Here is a 20,903-nt window from a genome sequence, read left to right as displayed (position 1 = left end):
GGGCATGGAGAGCTGTACATGAGAATCCTTTGGATTGTGCCCTACTTGCCGTGGCCGACCACCAGCGGCGGCAAGACGCGGCAGTACCATTTGCTGCGCACCTTGAGTGAGCGCGGGCATCGCATCACGCTGCTGGCGCAATCGAAGACGGCAGCCGATGACGCGGTGCACGCGGCCCTTGAGCCGCTGCTCGAGCGCCTGATCGTGGTACCGCGCCGGCCACTGAAACACCCGCTGACCCTGCTCGCTGGCCTGTTCGCGCCCTGGCCGCTGTTGACCACGGTCAACGGCTTGTCGGCACCGTTGCAGGCCCAGTTTGCGCAACTGTTGAATGAGCGCTGGGACGTGATTCAGGTAGAACACAGCTACAGCCTGCAGCCGTTTCTGCGCACCTTGCAGCAGCAACGGCGCGAGTTTGTGCTGACCGAACACAACCTGGAATCGAGCCTCGGCGGCGCCACTTACGACCGCTTCCCCAAGTGGGCCGCGCCATTTGTGCAGTATGACCAGTGGCGCTGTCGGCAATGGGAACGCAAGGCGTTCGATGCCGCCGCTCATGTGGTCGCCGTGACCGAGGCGGACGCCCAGGCCATGCGGCCATTGTCGTCGACGCCGGTGAGCGTGGTGGTCAATGGGGTCGACAGCCGTGCCTTTGCCGAGGTCAACGCCGATGCGCAGAGCCAGCGCCTGTTGTTCGTCGGCAACTACGAATACGCACCGAACCTGGACGCCGTGCAGTGGCTGCTCGAAGAGATCTTCCCCAGGCTCTGGTTGCAGTGCCCGAACGCACGCTTGGCGGTGGTCGGCTATGGCTTACCCGAACACTGGCGCGAGCGTTGGCCCGATGAACGTATCGAGTGGCTGGGGTTTGTTCCCGACCTGTGCGCCTTGCAACGCCGCTGCGCCGGTTTTGTCGCACCGTTGCGCCATGGCGGCGGCTCCAAGCTCAAGGTATTGGAAGCGATGGCCGCCGGCTTGCCGCTGGTGAGCACGGCCCAGGGCGTGTCCGGGCTGGCGGTACAACCGCAGGTGCATTACCTGGCCGGCGAAAACGCCGAGGCCCTGGCCGACGCCGTTGTGCGCCTGCTGGATGAACCGGCGCTGGCCGGGCGACTGGCCGATGCGGCACGCGACTATGCGCGGCAATACCACGACTGGGCGGTGGCGGGTAATGAACTGGAGCACCTCTACCGCAGCTTGCTTACCGCCAAGGAGTCTCAGCCATGCGTGTAGCCCTGGACTATCGCCCCGCCACGGTTGCGCCGTCTTCGGGCATCGCCCGCCAGGTCGTGGCCCTGGAAGACGCCCTGCGCGCGCGGGGCAACACCGAGGTGGCGCTGTTCACTGAGGCGCCCCTGGACCATCCGCAACGCCAGACTGCCGTTTGCCCGGCCTGGGCCAGCCCGCTGGACGGCCTGCAACGCCCACAGGTGCGCCTGCGGTTCGAGCGCGGCTTCTTGCCCAAGGCGCTGCACGAGCAGCAGATCGACCTGTATATCGCCACGGCGAATATGGGCTTGCCGCTGTGCCGTAAACCCGCCGGTACCCGCTATGTGCTGGTGCTGCATGACCTGTTTCAGCTCACCCACCGCAACTTTCATCGCTCCAAGCTCAAGGCCCTGGCCTACCGCCTGATCGACGGGGCCTCGATTGCCTGGTCGGTGTGGCAGGCTGATCGGGTGTGGTGCCCTTCGCAGTTTTCCTGCAATGAGGCCGCGCGCCTGTTCCCCTGGGCACGGTCCAAGTTCCGCGTGCTGAGCAACCTGGTACCCGAATTGAACGCAACGCCAGAGCCGCTGCCCGCCAACCTGCCGGCACGTTACTGGCTGGTGGTGGGCACCCGGGAGCCGCGCAAGAACATGGCGTTCTTCCTGCGCCAGTGGCAGGCCTGCCGTGCGCTGAACCCTGATGTGCCGGACATGGTACTGGTGGGCCACCCCAGCGATGTACCAGCGGCACTTGGTGACCTGCCGGGCCTGCATTGGTGCAGCGGTTTATCGGACGGCCAACTGCAAGCGCTCTACCGTCATGCCGCGTGCTTGTGGCAGCCGTCCTATGCCGAGGGCTTTGGCTTGCCGGTGGTGGAAGCCTTGAGTGTCGGCACGCCGGTAGCGGTGGCACGCGGCAGCGCTCTGGATGAAATCGCGCCGCCCAGCGCCCCGCGCTTCGCCCCCCATGACGCCGAGCAACTGCACAAGGTCATGCAACAACTGGCAGGCGCCGAGGCCACGCAAGACGGCGAAACACACCGCGCCTGGGCCCGGCAATTTGCCGAACCGGCCTATCGCGCGCGCCTGGACACTTTGCTCAAGGAATTGGATCGCTAATGCTGCCAGGAAAATTCGTCAGTCTGCTGCTGGGCCTGGTGTTCGGCGGGTTGCTGTTGGCCCTGTCGCCGATCAAGGTCATGCTGGTGGTGGCCGGTGTGGCCGTGGCCTTGACGCTGATCCGCTTTCCCCTGTGGGGCTTGCTGATTTTCGCGGTACTGGCCACCAGTATTCCCTACACCACCTTGCAACTGGGCATCCGCACCACCGTCAGCGAGGCGGTACTGGGGCTGACCTGGGTCGGGGTGTTCTGGCAATCGTTCATCGGCAAGACCCGTGGTTTCATGCTGTGGCGGCCGACCGAGCGTGCGCTGATGTGGCTGATGCTGTTCAGCACCATTCCGTTTATCTGGGGCATGCTGATCATCCATGCCGAAGGTAATGGGCCGGTGAACTGGGTGCGCTGGCTGATGAACCTGTCGATGTTGTTTATCGTGCCGCTGCTGCTGCGTACCGACGCCGACCGCGACAAGGTAGTGGTCGCCCTGTTGCTGGGTAACCTGGCAATGCTGTTGCTGTCGATCTTCATGTTCCTGAAGACGCGCAATGCGATGTCGATGATCGATATTCTCACCGATCTCAAATACGCCCACCCGGAAGCGGTGAAGGACATTTTCTCCGCCAACTACACGCGCATGGCCTCGCCCTGGGTGCACCCCAACCTGACCGGTGGCGTGCTGGTGCTGTTTATTCCCCTGGCACTGTTTTATGGCTGGACCCGCAGCGGCTGGCGCCGGGCGCTGGGCCTGGCGGTGGCGGTGCTGGGGTGTGCCGGCCTGCTGCTGAGTATTTCCCGTGGCGCCATCGTGGCCCTGGCGCTGGTGTTGATCTGGCTGGCCTACAAGCGCGTGCCGAACAGCGGGCGCATCATCGGTATCGGGGCGGCGTTCGCCGTTGCGCTGGTGATGTTCTATCCGCCGTTGCAGGAGCGCTTGCTGACCATTTTCTCGACCACCAACGCCAGTACCGAAATCCGCTTTGACGAGTACGCCAGGTTCCCCGCCGCCATGGCGACCTTCCCCCTGGGGATCGGCTTCAAGATCGACCCGCCCGTGCCCGGCTCCAATCTGTTGGGGATCTCCAACCTGTGGCTGAACTTTATCTACAAGGTCGGCATTCCAGGGATGCTGCTGTTTATCACCGTCACCCTGTTGTGGTGGCGCGAAGTGCGGCCCCTGGGCCAGGTGCGCAAAGTCACCGCCGACAATGCCCTGTGGCTGGGGTGCATCTGCGGCGTGCTGGCGGCGCTGCTGACGGGGATTTTCGACCACTACTTCAGCTTCACCTTTGTACTGATCGCGCTGTTCTGGCTGTTGATGGGCATGAGCCTGCAACAGGTGCGCCTGCGCCCTTCCATTACCGCCCCTGTTGCTGCTACTGCGCCAAAGGATAACCAACCATGAAGCACCGGATGATTCACTCCACCGACTTGCGCGACCGCCTCCCCATGCTGGCCAGTGAACTGGGCGTAAGCCTGCCAGACCTGGAAGAAGCGCTGGACTGGTGCCTGGCCCATGACGTGGTATTTGAAGAGGGCGAAGGCGACAACAAGCGCTTCTGGATCAGCTCCATCGACCTGGAAACTGCAATTGAGCAACCGGTGGCGCGCCGCCTGTTCCGCCGGATGAAACAGGATCTGCCGGCCCAGCTTCTGCCGCGTTACGGCAAAAACTGGGCAACCGTCAAAGACCGGTGGCGCAGTGTCTGGGATATGGCCTACAACATCTTGATCAACAAGATCCCCAGCCACCATGTACGCATTGCCTGGCTGCGCCTGGGTGGCGCGAAGATCGGCAAGGGCTCCAGCTTATGGCGTAACACCGAAGTGCTGGGCATGCACAATCTGGTGGTCGGCGACGATTCGGTAATTGGCTGGCATTGCCAGGTGGACGCCCGCGCCGGGCTGGTGATCGGCAACCATGTGGCGATTGCCTCGCATGTTCTGCTTATCGCCGGCAGCCATGATTTGCAGGCGCCGGAGTTCTGGTCGATTTCCGGGCCGACTTACATCGACGATTACGTCTGGATCGGTAGCCGTGCGTTGATCGGCTTCGGCACGCACCTGGGCTATGGTTCGGTGGTAAGCGCCAACACCGTGGTGGCCAAAGCCGTGGCGCCCTACAAAATCATTGGCGGCAGCGGCGCCAAAATCATGGGCGAACGTTGCCATGACCTGAACTACAAGGTGGGTGGCAAAGGCCTGTTCACCCTGTTTCACTGATGTTCGGCAGCACGCTCTGGCTGACCCTGGCGACGCTCGCCGGGCTGGTGGCCGGTTTTGCCCGCGAATGGCTGCTGGTGGCGGCCTGGGGTGCGGGCAGTCGCAGCGACGGGTTTCTGGTGGCGGTGTTTTTGCCCGAAGCCCTGCGCATGACCCTGGCTGCCGGCTTGCTCGCAGCGGCTGCGCTGCCCCTCTATCAGCAACGCGACCCACAGCGCCAGCAAGCCTGGCTGGCCAGCCTGTCCCCTCGCCTGCTGGGCGTGGGCCTGGCCCTGTTTGCCCTACTGGCGCTGGGCGCGCCGCTGTGGGTGCGCCTGATCGGCCCCGGCCTGGACGCCGCGGCCCATGCCCAAGCCGCCGCCAACCTGCGCTGGCTGGCGGCCTGTGCGCCAGGCCTGGTGATGCATGGGCTGTTCAGTATTCCCTTGCAGGCACGCCAACGTTTTGTCCTGCCGGGCCTAGGCTCTTTACTGTTCAATCTGCCACCGGTGCTGTACCTGTTTATCCGTGGCAGCGCCAGCGACAGCGCCGAACTGGCTATGTGTTTTTTTGCGGGTAGTGTGTTGATGTGCCTGCCGTTGCTGGCGCCGGTCTGGTCCTTCGGCTGGCGGCCGTGGCAGGTCAGCGGCGACCCGCTGGCAGGCCGCGAATTGCTGGGGCGCATCGGCCCATTGTTGGCCAGCAACGTGGCCAGCCAGGGCCTGGCACTACTGGAGCGCTTGATCGCCAGTTTCCTGGGGGAAGGCGCTGTTACCTGGGTCAACCTTGCACGCAAGTTGATCAACCTGCCACTGATCGCCCTGATGAGCCTCAACCAAGTGCTGCTGGGCATGATGAGCGGCGAGCAAGGCCAACAGCGCCTGGCCCTGCTGCGCCGCGGCCTGGATGCAGCGACCCTGCTGAGCCTGCCTGCGGCCTTCGGCCTGATTGGCGCCAGCCCCACGTTGATTCATCTGCTGATGCCCGCCCAGAGCGCCGACGGCCCACTGCCGGCGCTGCTGGCCTGGTTCGCCACGCCCCTGGTGTTTGGCGCCTGGAACGCCATGCTCGCGCGCTATGCCTACGCCAGCGGCGACACGCGCCTGCCGCTCAACTGCGAACTGCTGGGCAGCCTGGTCAACGCCGCCTTGTTGGTGGTGCTGCCCTATTGTCTCGGGCTGCCGGGGATCGCCCTGGCGGCGTTGGGTGGCGTGGTGGTGACCAACCTGTTGCTGATGCACCGCCAACAACTGCTCGGCCAACTGGGCTGGCCGTTGCAGTGGGGCTTGAGCGGGGTGCTGTTGGGTGTGGCGGCGCTGGCCCTGCACCCCTTGCACAACGACGCATGGCAGTTGGGGTTGAGCAGCCTGGCCGGCGCGCTGGTGTTGCTGGGGTTGGGGCTTTGGCTCAAGCCGTGGAAAGCCTGAGGCCGGTTCCCACCAGAACGGTGGGAGGGGGACCCGTTCAATCCTCCAGTGGCTTGGGGGCTTTGCTGCCGGGCTTGGCGGGTTTGGTGCCGTTGGCCGGGGCCGCTGGCGCAGCTGGAACAGGCTCTGGCTCCGCAGGTGCGGCAAGCTCCTTTTCCGCCTGAGGCATCTGGTCGATGGCGCTGAAGAATTCCTTCAGGTCGAGGCTATCCGGAGGCACGGTTTTCTCGAGTTTCTTCTCGCCGTCCTTGCCGATCAGGATCACCTTGGTGCCGCTGCCAACGCCGAGTTTGAGGGCGCGGATCAGCGCGTTGGTTTCTGGCGGCGTGAGCTTTTTACTGTCCTTTGGGTCCTTGGCGAACTTCTCCCCTTCGGCGCCGATACTGCCGAACTTGACGGTGTAGAACACCATGCTGCGCTCTTCGAAGGACTGCTTGGTGGCAGCCTCTTCCAGTTGTTTCTTCAGCGTTGTCAGTGTCGGGTTTCCAGCATCAAGCTCCACGACCACCAGGGGGCGCGTCTTGCCCAATTCCTGCTTGAGCGGATTATCATCAGCGGCCAACAACGGCCCCGTAAAAGCCATCAAGGTAGCCAGGGTCAGCGACCGGATGAGCATGCGCACCTCCTTTGAATTCCATGCAGGGTTCTTGAGTTTCATGTCTGCGACAGCCAAATTCAAGGATGATTCCTACACCACTTTGAGAAGCGTAGGTCAGGACGCCCGCTACGCAAGGGCTTGGACAGTGGCCTGTCATTGTTTCTTCCGGTTACGAGACCTTCCACTGCGGCCAATGCCGGGCAAAAACGGGGGCCACGATAGGGTCGGCGTCTACCCGCTCCAGGCTCTGCGCAAAGCCCGGCGCCAGGTTGTCGAGTACCTCGCGCGCGTCGTCCCAACGCGACACCGCCGCCGCCATGATGCCCAGTGCATTCGGCGCGTTGCTTGGGGTAAACAGCTGGCCGGCAAACTGATCGGCAAACACGACCCAGGCCTGGTGCAGGTAGCGCCGTGTACCGCTGACCAGTTGCGCTTGCAGTGCCTCATCGGCATTGCCCAACCAGCGTTGCGGGTAGTCGATGATGCCGATCGCCGAATAGCAGTTGGCGGCGATGTACAGCAAGCCGCGCAGGATCTGCGTACGATCGCCGGCCAACAACTGGGCCTTGGGATACTCCAGGCCCAGGTGGATCAGGATCGCGGCGCTTTCGGTCAGTACCTGGCCATTTGGAGTAACCAGAGTGGGGATCTGCTTGAGTGGATTGATACGTGCAAGGGCGTCGCTGCCCTCGCCGTCCTGCCAGGAACTGGCCTCCACGCGATGCCACGGCACTGCGCAGCGTTGCAGGGCTATTTCGATCATGCAGGAGCCGGATTCGTCGGTGCCATAAAGCGTGTACATGGGCGTTTCCTCCTGAGCCAAGGGCAATAGTGAGCCTGTGGTCGATTAGCTAGAATAGTCCCATTTGCCCACCCACCAACGTACCGAAATCATCATTCACGAACGGCAGGATCGCATCGGCCACGGGCTGCAATTGGCGCGTGACGTAGTGGTCGTAGTCGATGGGTGCCTGGCGTACTTCCAGCGGTTCCGGGCCGTTGACGCTGATCACGTAGCTGATCCAGCCACCGCGCTGGTACTGGCGCGGGCGGCCCAGGCGATCGTTGTACTCGTCCGCCAGGCGCGCGGCGCGTACGTGAGGCGGGACGTTGCGTTCGTAGTCGTGCAAGGGCCGGCGCAGGCGTTTGCGGTAGATCAGCAACTCATCGAATTCGCCGCTCAAGGTACGCCGTACGTAGTCGCGTATGTAGTCCTGATGGGGCTGGCGATGGAAGATACGTTGGTAGAGTTCCTGCTGGAATTGCCGAGCCAGGGGCGACCAGTCGCTGCGCACGGTTTCCAGGCCCTTGTAGACCATTTCTTCGCTGCCATCTTCGCGTACGACCAGGCCGGCATAGCGCTTTTTGCTGCCCTCCTCGGCGCCACGAATGGTCGGCATCAGGAAGCGGCTGAAGTGGGTTTCGTATTGCAGCTCCAGGGCGCTTTGCAGGCCATATTCGTTGCTCAGGTGCGCACGCCACCAGTCGTTGACGTGCTGCACCAGCGCCAGGCCGATGCGATTGGCATCCTGCGCAGAATGCGCACTGCCCAGCCAGACGAAGGTGGAGTCGGTGTCACCGTAAATCACCTCGTACCCTTGGGCCTCAACCAGTGCGCGAGTCTGGCGCATGATCTGGTGACCCCGCAGGGTGATCGAGGACGCCAGCCGAGTGTCAAAGAACCGACAGCCGCTGGAGCCGAGCACACCGTAAAAGGCGTTCATGATGATCTTCAGCGCCTGGGATAACGGCGCATTGCGCTCGCGTTTGGCCTCTTCGCGGCCTTCGGACACCCGCGTGACGATGGACGGCAGGCAATGCCGGGTGCGGGAGAAGCGCGCCCCGCGAAAGCCTTCCACCGAGTCGCTGTCGTCGGGATGCTTGAGGCCTTCGATCAAGCCCACCGGGTCGATCAGGAAACTGCGGATGATCGACGGATATAGGCTTTTGTAGTCCAGCACCAGCACCGATTCATAGAGGCCCGGGCGCGAGTCCATGACAAACCCGCCAGGGCTGGCTTGGGGCGGTTTGTCGCCCAAATTCGGCGCAACAAAACCCTGGCGATGCATCAACGGCATGTACAGGTGGGTGAAAGCGGCCACGGAGCCGCCGTTACGGTCGGCCGGCAAGCCTGTGACGCTGGCGCGTTCGAGCAGGAACTTGAGCAGCTCGGTCTTCTCGAAAATCCGCGTGACCAGTTCGCAGTCCTTGAGGTTGTAGCGCGCCAGGGCGGGCTTGTCCTCGGCGAACATGCGGTTGATTTCGTCCATGCGCTGGTACGGCGTGGAGATGTCCTTGCCTTCGCCGAGCAGGGTTTGCGCGACGTTTTCCAGGCTGAAGGACTCAAAACTCCAAGTCGCCGAACGCAGCGCTTCAATACCGTCGATGATCAACCGCCCCGCCGCCGCGGCGAAGTAGTGATTGCGGCTGCCGTGTTCGCGCCAGGCCATGGCTTCACCGCCACGTCCCAGCAACAGCGGCACGTTCAGGCGCTGGGCGTGTTCGTGGAGGACGCGCAGGTCGAACTGCACCACGTTCCAGCCGATGATCGCGTCGGGGTCAAACGTGGCCAGCCATTGGTTGAGGCGTTCGAGCAGTTGAGCGCGGGTGTCGCAATAGTCGAGCTTGAAATCCACCGCGTCGGTTTTGTTCGGCGAGCCGAGCATGTACACCTGGCGCTCACCGCAGCCTTCAAGGGCGATGGAGTAGAGATCGCCCTGGGCGGTGGTCTCGATGTCCAGAGACACCAGCTTCAAGGGTGGTCGGTAGTCAGGGGCAGGCTTCATCTGCGCGTCGAGCAAGGTGCCGCTTGCATCAGCGGTGCCACCGAACCAGACCGGAGCGGTGATAAAACGCTCCATCATGTAGCGCTCGGGCGGGCGCACATCACCTTCGTAGACATCGACCCCGGCAGCGCGCAGGCGCTTTTCGATGTCCATCAACTGGCGGTGCTGGCGGGCATACAGGCCCAGGACCGGGCGGTGATGAAAGTCGCACAGCTGCAACGGGCGCAACTCAAGATCGCGCTCGCCCTTGAGCAACCAATCGAGCGGCTTGCGGTGAGCTTCCGGGATGAACACCACCGAGGTTTGCACGGGTAGGCGAATGCACCGAGGCCCTTGGTCGGTGGCCAGCCAGAAGCTGACCTCCGTGCCTGCCGGGGTATCGCGCCAATGCCGGGTCAGGACAAAACCCTGCTGTAAATCCACCGTACCGCACCTCAAGAATCGCATTCAGGGCGTGATTCTACTCGGCATCCGGGCTAAGGCGGCGGGTAAACGCATACCTAGCGCGTAATATCATAAATTTGTTGCAGGACATTAATAGTAATTACTATCATTTGCACCGGAGTCGTATCCGCGCAGTGAGGAAGCGCGACGTTGTTGCCCACTTCCTCATAATTGACGGTTCGCCGTCAGGATCGACCATGCCCATCTGTCACCCTCTCGCTGTGCCGTTTCGCCCTGCCCTGCTTGCCTTGTGCTGCTCCTTGAGTGTGGCGGTCCAGGCGGCCACCCCATCGACGTCAGACAACGCACTGGAGCTGGGTGCCACCAGCATCAATGCCGAAGCGCCGGCCCCCACTGCGCTGCCCCCCGAGTTTGCCGGCGGCCAGGTTGCACGTGGCGGCCAACTGGGTGTGCTGGGCAACCAGGACATCATGGACGTGCCCTTCAGCATGTCCTCCTACACCGAGAAGTTGATTCGCGACCAGCAGGCAGAAACCGTTGGCGACGTGCTGCTCAATGACTCCTCGGTGCGCCAGGCCTCGGGGTATGCGAACCAGTCCCAGACGTTCATGATTCGTGGCCTGCCGTTGAATGGCGACGACATTTCCTATAACGGTTTGTACGGCATCCTGCCGCGCCAGATCATCTCCACTGACGCCCTGGAGCGCGTAGAGGTATTCAAGGGCCCCAACGCGTTTATCAACGGCGTCACCCCCACCGGCTCGGGGATCGGCGGCGGTGTAAATCTGCAACCCAAGCGCGCCGATGATATGCCGCTGCGTCGTTTCAGCACCGACATCAGCAGCGATGGACGGATTGGCGAACACTTGGATATTGGCCAACGCTTTGGCGAAGACAACCGTTTTGGCGCACGGGTCAACCTGTCCCGGCGCGAAGGCGATACCGGCATTAATGATGAGAACCAGCGTTCGAAGCTGTTTGCCGTCGGCCTGGACTACCGCGGCGATGCGTTGCGCTTGTCCGGTGACTTTGTGTATCAGAAGCAGCGCATCAACGGCGGGCGCAACTCGGTCTTTCTCGGCAAGATCACCCACGTACCGGATGCCCCTTCGGCAGACACCAACTACGCACCGAGCTGGAGCAGTACCAACCTTGAGGATACCTTGGGCATGCTGCGCGCCGAGTACGACCTCAACGAATACTGGACCGCATACGCGGCAGCCGGCGCCAAGCACAGCCGCGAAATGGGGCGCTACTCGTCAGTGACATTGAGCGATAACCTCGGCAATGCCAGCGCCAGTGGCTCGACGATCGCCCACGAAGAAAACAACACCAGCGCGATGGGTGGGCTCAATGGCAAGTTCCAGACCGGCCCCGTCAGCCATCGGCTCAACATCGGCCTGGCCGGTATCTGGACCGAGGCGCGCAACGCCTATGTTTTCGCCAGCGAAAAAACGCCAACCAACATTTATCACCCGGTGACCGGCGCGCCACCGGCCCTCAATAGCCCGCGCAATACTCCCGGTACCGACTTCAGCGATCCGACCATCACTGGCAAGACGTTCGTGCGCAGCCTCGCGGTATCCGACACTTTAGGCTTCTTCGACGACCGCTTGCTGGTGACCTTGGGCGCACGTCGCCAGCAGATGGTGGTGCAGAGCTACAACTACATGAGCGGCACCCGTACGGCCAACTATGACGAGTCGATCACCACACCGGTGTATGGCATTGTGTTCAAGCCTTGGGAGCATGTGTCGCTGTATGCCAACCGCATCGAAGGCCTGGCCCAGGGCCCGACATCGCCGCTCAAGTCCGGCAGCCTGACGGTCATCGGTGGCGGCCAAGCTTATGCGCCTGCTCGGTCCAAGCAGATCGAAGCGGGTGTCAAAGTGGACATGGGCTCCTATGGCGCGACCTTGGGTGTGTACCGTATCGAACAGCCAGGCGCGGGTTATGCCGAAGCCATCGACGCCACCACCGCCCGCTATGTGCGTGAAGGCCAGCAGATCAACAAAGGCGTCGAGCTGAACGTCTTTGGTGAGCCCGTCAACGGCCTGCGCCTGCTGGGCGGAGTGACGCTGATGAATACCGAACTCAAGGGCACACTCAACGGCGCCAACGACGGCAACCGCGCCATTGGCGTACCTTCATTCCAGCTCAACGCCGGGGTGGATTGGGATGTGCCGGGCCTGCAGGGCGTGACCCTCAACGGCCGTATGCTGCGCACCGGCGGCCAGTACGCCGACGCAGCCAACGAGCTGAGCCTGCCGGCCTGGAACCGCTTCGACGTGGGCGCGCGCTACACCTTCATGCTGCAACAGCGCGAGGTGACGGTGGGTGCCACGGTGGAGAACGTGGCCAACGAGAAGTATTGGGAATCGGCCCAGGGTGGATTCCTGAGCCAGGGGGATCCGCGGGTGGCGAAGTTGTCGGCGACGATTGATTTCTGAAAACGTAAAAGGGCTGGGGGACAGAACTCCCCCTGCGCCCCATCACCTTATTGGAGGCTTGCTCAGATAATTTTCGATATTGCCCATTTGTTCGTCCCAGCCACGGGAGTTCATCTTGAAGGCTTTCTGGCGCCGCGCTTCGGGGATCTGGTCAAAACCGGACTCGACGACCCGCAAGAGGATGCCTGGAGCGCGATCTTCAATCGTGAACTCCACCAGCGTCGGTGCCTCCTTGTCGTAGTCGATGCCCTCTTCCACTGCGAAAGGATGCCACCAGAAAGAAAACAGCGTTTGGGGCAGGATGCGTTCGATCCTGGCCTTCCACACGACATGTTCGTAACCTTTGTAGGTAATGGGTGCTTCGATGGTTTCTCCGGCCACAAAGGTTTTACCTTTAAGCGCGATACCGAACCACTGACCAAATTGATCGGCCTGCGTGAGTGCCTCCCAGACCTGTTTACGTGATGCGTTGAGCAGGACTTTGCGTTCGATGCGATCTAATACGTGCATAAGTCACCTCCTTCATTGAACAGTAGGCGACATCAACCAATGCGCAACCTTGCGTTGTGCGCGATGATGATGACCCCCTCCTTGCCTGGCCATAGGTTATGACTGACCCACTGAATGGAAGTTGCTTGTGCAAAGGTGTGCGCTACCAAGTGGACAGCCTGGACATGCCCATCAGCCACTGCCACTGCGAAAGCTGCCGCAAGGCGCACGCGGCCGCGTTTGTTGCCACGGCCGGGGTGATGCGCGAGCATTTTCGCTGGACGCAGGGTGAGGAACTGTTGTCATCCTTTGAATCTTCGCCGGGCAAATTCAGACATTTCTGCTCGCGCTGCGGCTCACATCTGATCGCTGAACGTGGGCATCAGCCCCACGTGATCCTACGGGTGGCGACGCTGGATGAGGATCCGGGCGTCAGGCCCACCTCGCATATCTGGACGGCCCATGAAGTGCCCTGGCTGGCCTATGACGGCGTAGCGCGCTGGGACGAGTGGAAGGTTTGAGTCAAACCCGTGGATCACCCGGTGCCTTGGCCGGCGCCGCATATTGCGGTTTGAGATGACCTTCCTGGTCGAGCAGCCAGGCATCCATGATCTGTCGCACCACAGGCCCGGCTACACGGCCGCCGGCCTCGCCGTTTTCGATCATGACTGAAATCACGATTTTCGGATGTTCGGCCGGCGCAAAGCCGACGAACAAGGCGTTATCGCGATGCCGCTCCAACGTCTTGTTGCGGTTGTAGCGCTCGCCCTGCTTGATTGCCACCACCTGGGCGGTACCACTCTTGCCGGCGATGCGGTATTGCGCGCCTTGCGCTGCCGCTCGGGCGATACCGCGGGGATCGTGCATCACCAATTGCATGCCATGGTTGACCTGTTCCCAGTCACGCGGGTCTTTGAGCACAACGTTGGGCATCGGGTGTTCATCTACCGGAGCCACACCATTGATGGTCTTGGCCAGGTGCGGCCGGTTCCATACACCTTTGTTGGCGATCAATGCTGTGGCCTGGGCCAATTGCAGTGGCGTGACCTGCATATAGCCTTGGCCAATGCCTAGGATCACGGTTTCGCCGGGGAACCACGGCTGGCGACGGGTTGCACGCTTCCAGGCTTGGGATGGCATCAGGCCGGCAGATTCTTCGAACATATCCAGGGACACTTTCTGGCCCAGGCCGAACTCGGCCAGATAGTCGTGCAGGCGGTCGATCCCGAGCTTATGGGCCAGGTCGTAAAAGTAAGTGTCGTTGGAACGCATGATGGCCGCGTCCATGTCCACCCAGCCGTCACCGCTGTGGTTCCAGTTGCGGTATTTATGGTCAAAGTCTGGCAACTGATAGTAACCCGGGTCGAAGACTCGGGTTTGTGGGGTAACAACGCCACTGTCGAGACCTGCGATGGCAACTTCCGGTTTGATGGTTGAACCTGGCGCATAGAGCCCGCGTAGCACGCGGTTGAACAGCGGTCGGTCGATGGAGTCGTGCAGCGCGGCGTACTCCTTGAAGCTGATGCCGGTGACGAACAGGTTCGGATCGAAACTCGGTTTACTGACCATCGCCAGTACTTCACCGGTTTGCGGGTCCAGGGCGACTACCGAACCACGACGGTCGCCCAAGGCCTCTTCGGCAGCTTCCTGCAGCTTGACGTCGAGGCTCAGTACAATGTTTTTGCCAGGGATCGGATCGGTGTGTTTGAGCACGCGCAGCACACGGCCCTGTGCATTGGTCTCGACCTCTTCGTAGCCGACATGACCATGCAGTTCAGACTCATAAAAACGCTCGATTCCGGTTTTACCGATGGATTGGGTACCGCGGTACTCGACCGAATCAAGGGTCTTGGATTCTTTTTCGTTGATGCGGCCGACGTAGCCGATGGAGTGGGCAAAGTGCGCGCCGAGGGGGTAGTGGCGGACGAATTGTGGCTCGACGTCCACACCAGGTAGACGGAACTCGTTGACGGCCAAAACGGCGATCTGCTCTTCGGTCAGCTCGTAGAACAACGTGACGGGAACAAACGGGTGACGGGCCTGCTTGAGCGCCTTATCAAACACCGCACGGTCTTCGGCAGGCAGGTGCAATAGATTGACGATCTCGTCCAGCTCAGCCTTGAGGTCGGCGGTGCGTTCACGGGTGATGGTCAGGTTATAACTAGGGCGGTTGTCGGCCAGGACTACGCCATTCCGGTCATAGATCAGGCCGCGAGTCGGTGTGATGGGCAGTACGTGGACCCGGTTGTTTTCCGAAATTGTGGAGTGGTAGTCGTACTGCACCACCTGCAGGAAATACATGCGCCCTACCAGCGCACACGTGATCCCAATCACCAGCAACGCGCAAGCGAGCAAGCGCTTGTTGACCAGGCGGTTTTCTTTTTCATGATCTTTGATAGGTATTGGTTCAGGCATTTCTACAGCATCTCGTTGGAAAATGTCGACGCCGCATCCTGCGGATAAAGATCAATCCTTGTGAAAATGTGCTGCACCATAGCAAAAATGCAGAAACACTTTGTATCGAATTCCCTCAACGGCAGCTTATTTGATGTTGCCAGAAGCGCTGAAATTTTCGAGCGCCCAAAACAAAACCCCAACTGCTTTCGCAATTGGGGTTTCGGAATTTAATCTTGACGATGACCTACTCTCACATGGGGAAACCCCACACTACCATCGGCGATGCATCGTTTCACTGCTGAGTTCGGGATGGGATCAGGTGGTTCCAATGCTCTATGGTCGTCAAGAAATTCGGGTACTGAGTCGTGGCCAGTTGGCCTCGCTTCAGCAAATTGGGTAGGTGATAGATCTCGGTGTTTTGTGAGCGTCGAACTTTCGGTTCATCTTCGTCTTCACACACCGCAATCTGGTCTCTCTCGCTTTTCAGCTCAGAGCATGCAAATTGCTTGGGTGTTATATGGTCAAGCCTCACGGGCAATTAGTATTGGTTAGCTCAACGCCTCACAGCGCTTACACACCCAACCTATCAACGTCGTAGTCTTCGACGGCCCTTCAGGGAACTCAAGGTTCCAGTGAGATCTCATCTTGAGGCTAGTTTCCCGCTTAGATGCTTTCAGCGGTTATCTATTCCGAACATAGCTACCCGGCAATGCCACTGGCGTGACAACCGGAACACCAGAGGTTCGTCCACTCCGGTCCTCTCGTACTAGGAGCAGCCCCTCTCAAATCTCAAACGTCCACGGCAGATAGGGACCGAACTGTCTCACGACGTTCTAAACCCAGCTCGCGTACCACTTTAAATGGCGAACAGCCATACCCTTGGGACCGGCTTCAGCCCCAGGATGTGATGAGCCGACATCGAGGTGCCAAACACCGCCGTCGATATGAACTCTTGGGCGGTATCAGCCTGTTATCCCCGGAGTACCTTTTATCCGTTGAGCGATGGCCCTTCCATACAGAACCACCGGATCACTAAGACCTACTTTCGTACCTGCTCGACGTGTCTGTCTCGCAGTCAAGCGCGCTTTTGCCTTTATACTCTACGACCGATTTCCGACCGGTCTGAGCGCACCTTCGTACTCCTCCGTTACTCTTTAGGAGGAGACCGCCCCAGTCAAACTACCCACCATACACTGTCCTCGATCCGGATAACGGACCTGAGTTAGAACCTCAAAGTTGCCAGGGTGGTATTTCAAGGATGGCTCCACGCAGACTGGCGTCCACGCTTCAAAGCCTCCCACCTATCCTACACAAGCAAATTCAAAGTCCAGTGCAAAGCTATAGTAAAGGTTCACGGGGTCTTTCCGTCTAGCCGCGGATACACTGCATCTTCACAGCGATTTCAATTTCACTGAGTCTCGGGTGGAGACAGCGCCGCCATCGTTACGCCATTCGTGCAGGTCGGAACTTACCCGACAAGGAATTTCGCTACCTTAGGACCGTTATAGTTACGGCCGCCGTTTACCGGGGCTTCGATCAAGAGCTTCGCGTTAGCTAACCCCATCAATTAACCTTCCGGCACCGGGCAGGCGTCACACCCTATACGTCCACTTTCGTGTTTGCAGAGTGCTGTGTTTTTAATAAACAGTCGCAGCGGCCTGGTATCTTCGACCGGCATGAGCTTACGGAGCAAGTCCTTCACCCTCACCGGCGCACCTTCTCCCGAAGTTACGGTGCCATTTTGCCTAGTTCCTTCACCCGAGTTCTCTCAAGCGCCTTGGTATTCTCTACCCAACCACCTGTGTCGGTTTGGGGTACGGTTCCTGGTTACCTGAAGCTTAGAAGCTTTTCTTGGAAGCATGGCATCAACCACTTCGTTACCTAAAAGGTAACTCGTCATCAGCTCTCGGCCTTAGAATCCCGGATTTACCTAAGATTCCAGCCTACCACCTTAAACTTGGACAACCAACGCCAAGCTGGCCTAGCCTTCTCCGTCCCTCCATCGCAATAACCAGAAGTACAGGAATATTAACCTGTTTTCCATCGACTACGCTTTTCAGCCTCGCCTTAGGGACCGACTAACCCTGCGTCGATTAACGTTGCGCAGGAAACCTTGGTCTTTCGGCGTGGGTGTTTTTCACACCCATTATCGTTACTCATGTCAGCATTCGCACTTCTGATACCTCCAGCAAGCTTCTCAACTCACCTTCACAGGCTTACAGAACGCTCCTCTACCGCATCACTTACGTGATACCCGTAGCTTCGGTGTATGGTTTGAGCCCCGTTACATCTTCCGCGCAGGCCGACTCGACTAGTGAGCTATTACGCTTTCTTTAAAGGGTGGCTGCTTCTAAGCCAACCTCCTAGCTGTCTAAGCCTTCCCACATCGTTTCCCACTTAACCATAACTTTGGGACCTTAGCTGACGGTCTGGGTTGTTTCCCTTTTCACGACGGACGTTAGCACCCGCCGTGTGTCTCCCATGCTCGGCACTTGTAGGTATTCGGAGTTTGCATCGGTTTGGTAAGTCGGGATGACCCCCTAGCCGAAACAGTGCTCTACCCCCTACAGTGATACATGAGGCGCTACCTAAATAGCTTTCGAGGAGAACCAGCTATCTCCGAGCTTGATTAGCCTTTCACTCCGATCCACAGGTCATCCGCTAACTTTTCAACGGTAGTCGGTTCGGTCCTCCAGTTAGTGTTACCCAACCTTCAACCTGCCCATGGATAGATCGCCCGGTTTCGGGTCTATTCCCAGCGACTAGACGCCCTATTAAGACTCGCTTTCGCTACGCCTCCCCTATTCGGTTAAGCTCGCCACTGAAAATAAGTCGCTGACCCATTATACAAAAGGTACGCAGTCACCCAACAAAGTGGGCTCCCACTGCTTGTACGCATACGGTTTCAGGATCTATTTCACTCCCCTCTCCGGGGTTCTTTTCGCCTTTCCCTCACGGTACTAGTTCACTATCGGTCAGTCAGTAGTATTTAGCCTTGGAGGATGGTCCCCCCATATTCAGACAAAGTTTCTCGTGCTCCGTCCTACTCGATTTCATGACTAAGAGATTTTCGCGTACAGGGCTATCACCCACTATGGCCGCACTTTCCAGAGCGTTCCGCTAATCTCAAAGCCACTTAAGGGCTAGTCCCCGTTCGCTCGCCACTACTAAGGGAATCTCGGTTGATTTCTTTTCCTCAGGGTACTTAGATGTTTCAGTTCCCCTGGTTCGCCTCTTGCACCTATGTATTCAGTACAAGATAACCATCTTATGATGGCTGGGTTCCCCCATTCAGACATCTCCGGATCAAAGTCTGTTTGCCGACTCCCCGAAGCTTTTCGCAGGCTACCACGTCTTTCATCGCCTCTGACTGCCAAGGCATCCACCGTATGCGCTTCTTCACTTGACCATATAACCCCAAGCAATCTGGTTATACTGTGAAGACGACATTCGCCGAAAATTCGAATTTCTCAGTTAAGAGAACTCACAAATTTTACCTTAGCCTGATCCGTTACCAGTGAAAGTAACGTTCAGTCTATCTTTCTATCACATACCCAAATTTTTAAAGAACGAACTAGTCAAAGACTAGAAATCAACATTCACCATCACAACAATGGAATGCTCATTTCTAAGCTTTATACAAACAGAAGCAGTAGTGGTGGAGCCAAACGGGATCGAACCGTTGACCTCCTGCGTGCAAGGCAGGCGCTCTCCCAGCTGAGCTATGGCCCCGTATTTCTACAGGCGTTTCCCACACAAAATTGGTGGGTCTGGGCAGATTCGAACTGCCGACCTCACCCTTATCAGGGGTGCGCTCTAACCAACTGAGCTACAGACCCAATTTCGGGCTGCTTCTTTTCGTCTTCTTCAATGAATCAAGCAATTCGTGTGGGAACTTATGGAGCAGCTGATGTCGTCGATTAAGGAGGTGATCCAGCCGCAGGTTCCCCTACGGCTACCTTGTTACGACTTCACCCCAGTCATGAATCACACCGTGGTAACCGTCCTCCCGAAGGTTAGACTAGCTACTTCTGGTGCAACCCACTCCCATGGTGTGACGGGCGGTGTGTACAAGGCCCGGGAACGTATTCACCGCGACATTCTGATTCGCGATTACTAGCGATTCCGACTTCACGCAGTCGAGTTGCAGACTGCGATCCGGACTACGATCGGTTTTATGGGATTAGCTCCACCTCGCGGCTTGGCAACCCTCTGTACCGACCATTGTAGCACGTGTGTAGCCCAGGCCGTAAGGGCCATGATGACTTGACGTCATCCCCACCTTCCTCCGGTTTGTCACCGGCAGTCTCCTTAGAGTGCCCACCATTACGTGCTGGTAACTAAGGACAAGGGTTGCGCTCGTTACGGGACTTAACCCAACATCTCACGACACGAGCTGACGACAGCCATGCAGCACCTGTCTCAATGTTCCCGAAGGCACCAATCTATCTCTAGAAAGTTCATTGGATGTCAAGGCCTGGTAAGGTTCTTCGCGTTGCTTCGAATTAAACCACATGCTCCACCGCTTGTGCGGGCCCCCGTCAATTCATTTGAGTTTTAACCTTGCGGCCGTACTCCCCAGGCGGTCAACTTAATGCGTTAGCTGCGCCACTAAAAGCTCAAGGCTTCCAACGGCTAGTTGACATCGTTTACGGCGTGGACTACCAGGGTATCTAATCCTGTTTGCTCCCCACGCTTTCGCACCTCAGTGTCAGTATTAGTCCAGGTGGTCGCCTTCGCCACTGGTGTTCCTTCCTATATCTACGCATTTCACCGCTACACAGGAAATTCCACCACCCTCTACCATACTCTAGTCAGTCAGTTTTGAATGCAGTTCCCAGGTTGAGCCCGGGGATTTCACATCCAACTTAACAAACCACCTACGCGCGCTTTACGCCCAGTAATTCCGATTAACGCTTGCACCCTCTGTATTACCGCGGCTGCTGGCACAGAGTTAGCCGGTGCTTATTCTGTCGGTAACGTCAAAATTGCAGAGTATTAATCTACAACCCTTCCTCCCAACTTAAAGTGCTTTACAATCCGAAGACCTTCTTCACACACGCGGCATGGCTGGATCAGGCTTTCGCCCATTGTCCAATATTCCCCACTGCTGCCTCCCGTAGGAGTCTGGACCGTGTCTCAGTTCCAGTGTGACTGATCATCCTCTCAGACCAGTTACGGATCGTCGCCTTGGTGAGCCATTACCTCACCAACTAGCTAATCCGACCTAGGCTCATCTGATAGCGCAAGGCCCGAAGGTCCCCTGCTTTCTCCCGTAGGACGTATGCGGTATTAGCGTCCGTTTCCGAACGTTATCCCCCACTACCAGGCAGATTCCTAGGCATTACTCACCCGTCCGCCGCTCTCAAGAGAAGCAAGCTTCTCTCTACCGCTCGACTTGCATGTGTTAGGCCTGCCGCCAGCGTTCAATCTGAGCCATGATCAAACTCTTCAGTTCAAACATCTTTGGGTTTTTAAGAAACCCTAAACTTGGCTCAGCAATCGTTGGTTACATCTTTGATTTCTCGCGGAGTAACTTGTGATGCTGATAATCTTGTTGACTATCAGTCTGACTCCACAAGCACCCACACGAATTGCTTGATTCAGTTGTTAAAGAGCGGTTGGTTAAGATCTTTCGTCTCAACCGAGGCGCGCATTCTACAGCAGCCTCATTTGCTGTCAAGTGGTTATTTTCAGAAGTTTTTCGAAGATTTCTTCAATAACTTCAACCACTTGCGCTTGCGATCTCTCGTAAGCGGGAGGCGAATTCTACAGCGTTACACGCTGCTGTCAACACCTCTTTTTCAACTTCCTTTTGGCTTCG

General features: G+C 58.8%; 12 protein-coding genes, 2 tRNA genes and 3 rRNA genes. 7 read left to right on the top strand and 10 right to left on the bottom strand.

The window, feature by feature from the left end; translation table 11 throughout:
- Positions 1-18: 18 nt before the first annotated feature.
- The 5 genes from HU731_RS25665 to HU731_RS25645 are packed head-to-tail and all read left to right on the top strand — an operon-like array spanning position 19 to position 5,954.
- Complete coding sequence (locus HU731_RS25665; RefSeq protein WP_186608783.1) at positions 19-1,233, top strand: glycosyltransferase family 4 protein; 1,215 nt, start codon at positions 19-21, stop codon at positions 1,231-1,233.
- The gene (locus tag HU731_RS25660; protein ID WP_186608784.1) at positions 1,224-2,327 is read left to right on the top strand and encodes a glycosyltransferase family 4 protein; all 1,104 of its coding nucleotides are present in this window, start codon (positions 1,224-1,226) and stop codon (positions 2,325-2,327) included. The genes HU731_RS25665 and HU731_RS25660 overlap by 10 nt, the downstream gene beginning before the upstream one ends.
- A complete protein-coding gene (locus tag HU731_RS25655; RefSeq protein ID WP_186608785.1) occupies positions 2,327-3,730 on the top strand; it encodes an O-antigen ligase family protein in 1,404 nt (467 codons plus the stop codon). Before HU731_RS25660 ends, HU731_RS25655 begins: the two co-directional genes overlap by 1 nt.
- Positions 3,727-4,548, top strand: a complete 822-nt coding sequence (locus HU731_RS25650; protein ID WP_186608786.1) for an acyltransferase — start codon at positions 3,727-3,729, stop codon at positions 4,546-4,548. Before HU731_RS25655 ends, HU731_RS25650 begins: the two co-directional genes overlap by 4 nt.
- Positions 4,548-5,954 carry a lipid II flippase MurJ gene (locus HU731_RS25645; protein WP_186608787.1) on the top strand — a complete coding sequence of 469 codons (1,407 nt, stop codon included), beginning with the start codon at positions 4,548-4,550 and terminating at the stop codon, positions 5,952-5,954. Before HU731_RS25650 ends, HU731_RS25645 begins: the two co-directional genes overlap by 1 nt.
- 37 nt (positions 5,955-5,991) lie before the next feature.
- Here HU731_RS25645 and HU731_RS25640 read toward each other — a convergent pair whose 3' ends face one another.
- From HU731_RS25640 to HU731_RS25630, 3 genes are all read right to left on the bottom strand, one after another.
- On the bottom strand, positions 5,992-6,570 hold the full coding sequence (locus HU731_RS25640; RefSeq protein ID WP_186608796.1) for a DUF4174 domain-containing protein: 579 nt from the start codon (positions 6,568-6,570) through the stop codon (positions 5,992-5,994).
- A gap of 151 nt (positions 6,571-6,721) precedes the next feature.
- Positions 6,722-7,354, bottom strand: a complete 633-nt coding sequence (locus tag HU731_RS25635) for a glutathione S-transferase N-terminal domain-containing protein (RefSeq protein ID WP_186608788.1) — start codon at positions 7,352-7,354, stop codon at positions 6,722-6,724.
- A gap of 49 nt (positions 7,355-7,403) precedes the next feature.
- Positions 7,404-9,761 (bottom strand): DNA polymerase II, encoded by a 2,358-nt coding sequence (locus HU731_RS25630; protein WP_186608789.1) that lies wholly within the window; start codon positions 9,759-9,761, stop codon positions 7,404-7,406.
- Positions 9,762-9,979: 218 nt separating this feature from the next.
- Between HU731_RS25630 and HU731_RS25625 the strand changes: the two genes are divergently transcribed.
- Positions 9,980-12,193, top strand: coding sequence for a TonB-dependent receptor (locus HU731_RS25625; protein WP_186608790.1), 2,214 nt, complete (start codon positions 9,980-9,982; stop codon positions 12,191-12,193).
- 42 nt (positions 12,194-12,235) lie between these two features.
- On the opposite strand, the gene HU731_RS25620 is transcribed toward HU731_RS25625, so the two are convergent.
- Positions 12,236-12,703 carry an SRPBCC family protein gene (locus HU731_RS25620; protein WP_186608791.1) on the bottom strand — a complete coding sequence of 156 codons (468 nt, stop codon included), beginning with the start codon at positions 12,701-12,703 and terminating at the stop codon, positions 12,236-12,238.
- A 98-nt stretch (positions 12,704-12,801) separates the two neighbouring features.
- Here HU731_RS25620 and HU731_RS25615 point away from each other — a divergent pair, with 98 nt between their 5' ends.
- A complete protein-coding gene (locus HU731_RS25615) occupies positions 12,802-13,203 on the top strand; it encodes a GFA family protein (RefSeq protein ID WP_186608792.1) in 402 nt (133 codons plus the stop codon).
- 1 nt (position 13,204) lies between these two features.
- Here HU731_RS25615 and mrdA read toward each other — a convergent pair whose 3' ends face one another.
- The 6 genes from mrdA to HU731_RS25585 form a co-directional block, all read right to left on the bottom strand.
- Positions 13,205-15,097: a penicillin-binding protein 2 gene (gene mrdA / locus HU731_RS25610; protein ID WP_057712029.1), complete on the bottom strand. Its 1,893-nt coding sequence runs from the start codon at positions 15,095-15,097 to the stop codon at positions 13,205-13,207.
- A gap of 213 nt (positions 15,098-15,310) precedes the next feature.
- Positions 15,311-15,426: ribosomal RNA gene (gene rrf / locus HU731_RS25605) — 5S ribosomal RNA — on the bottom strand.
- 170 nt (positions 15,427-15,596) lie between these two features.
- Positions 15,597-18,488: ribosomal RNA gene (locus HU731_RS25600) — 23S ribosomal RNA — on the bottom strand.
- A gap of 247 nt (positions 18,489-18,735) precedes the next feature.
- Positions 18,736-18,811, bottom strand: a tRNA-Ala gene (locus tag HU731_RS25595).
- Between the two features lie 30 nt (positions 18,812-18,841).
- A tRNA-Ile gene (locus HU731_RS25590) sits at positions 18,842-18,918 on the bottom strand.
- Positions 18,919-19,000: 82 nt separating this feature from the next.
- Positions 19,001-20,537 (bottom strand): 16S ribosomal RNA (locus HU731_RS25585).
- Together the 16S, 23S and 5S rRNA genes with 2 tRNA genes alongside form the textbook arrangement of a ribosomal RNA operon.
- Between the last annotated feature and the right edge of the window lie 366 nt (positions 20,538-20,903).

Source organism: Pseudomonas salmasensis (assembly GCF_014268375.2).
GTDB lineage: Bacteria > Pseudomonadota > Gammaproteobacteria > Pseudomonadales > Pseudomonadaceae > Aquipseudomonas > Aquipseudomonas salmasensis.
The sequence above is the reverse complement of the archived record's forward strand: the minus strand, read 5'-3'. Positions and strand labels throughout refer to the sequence as shown.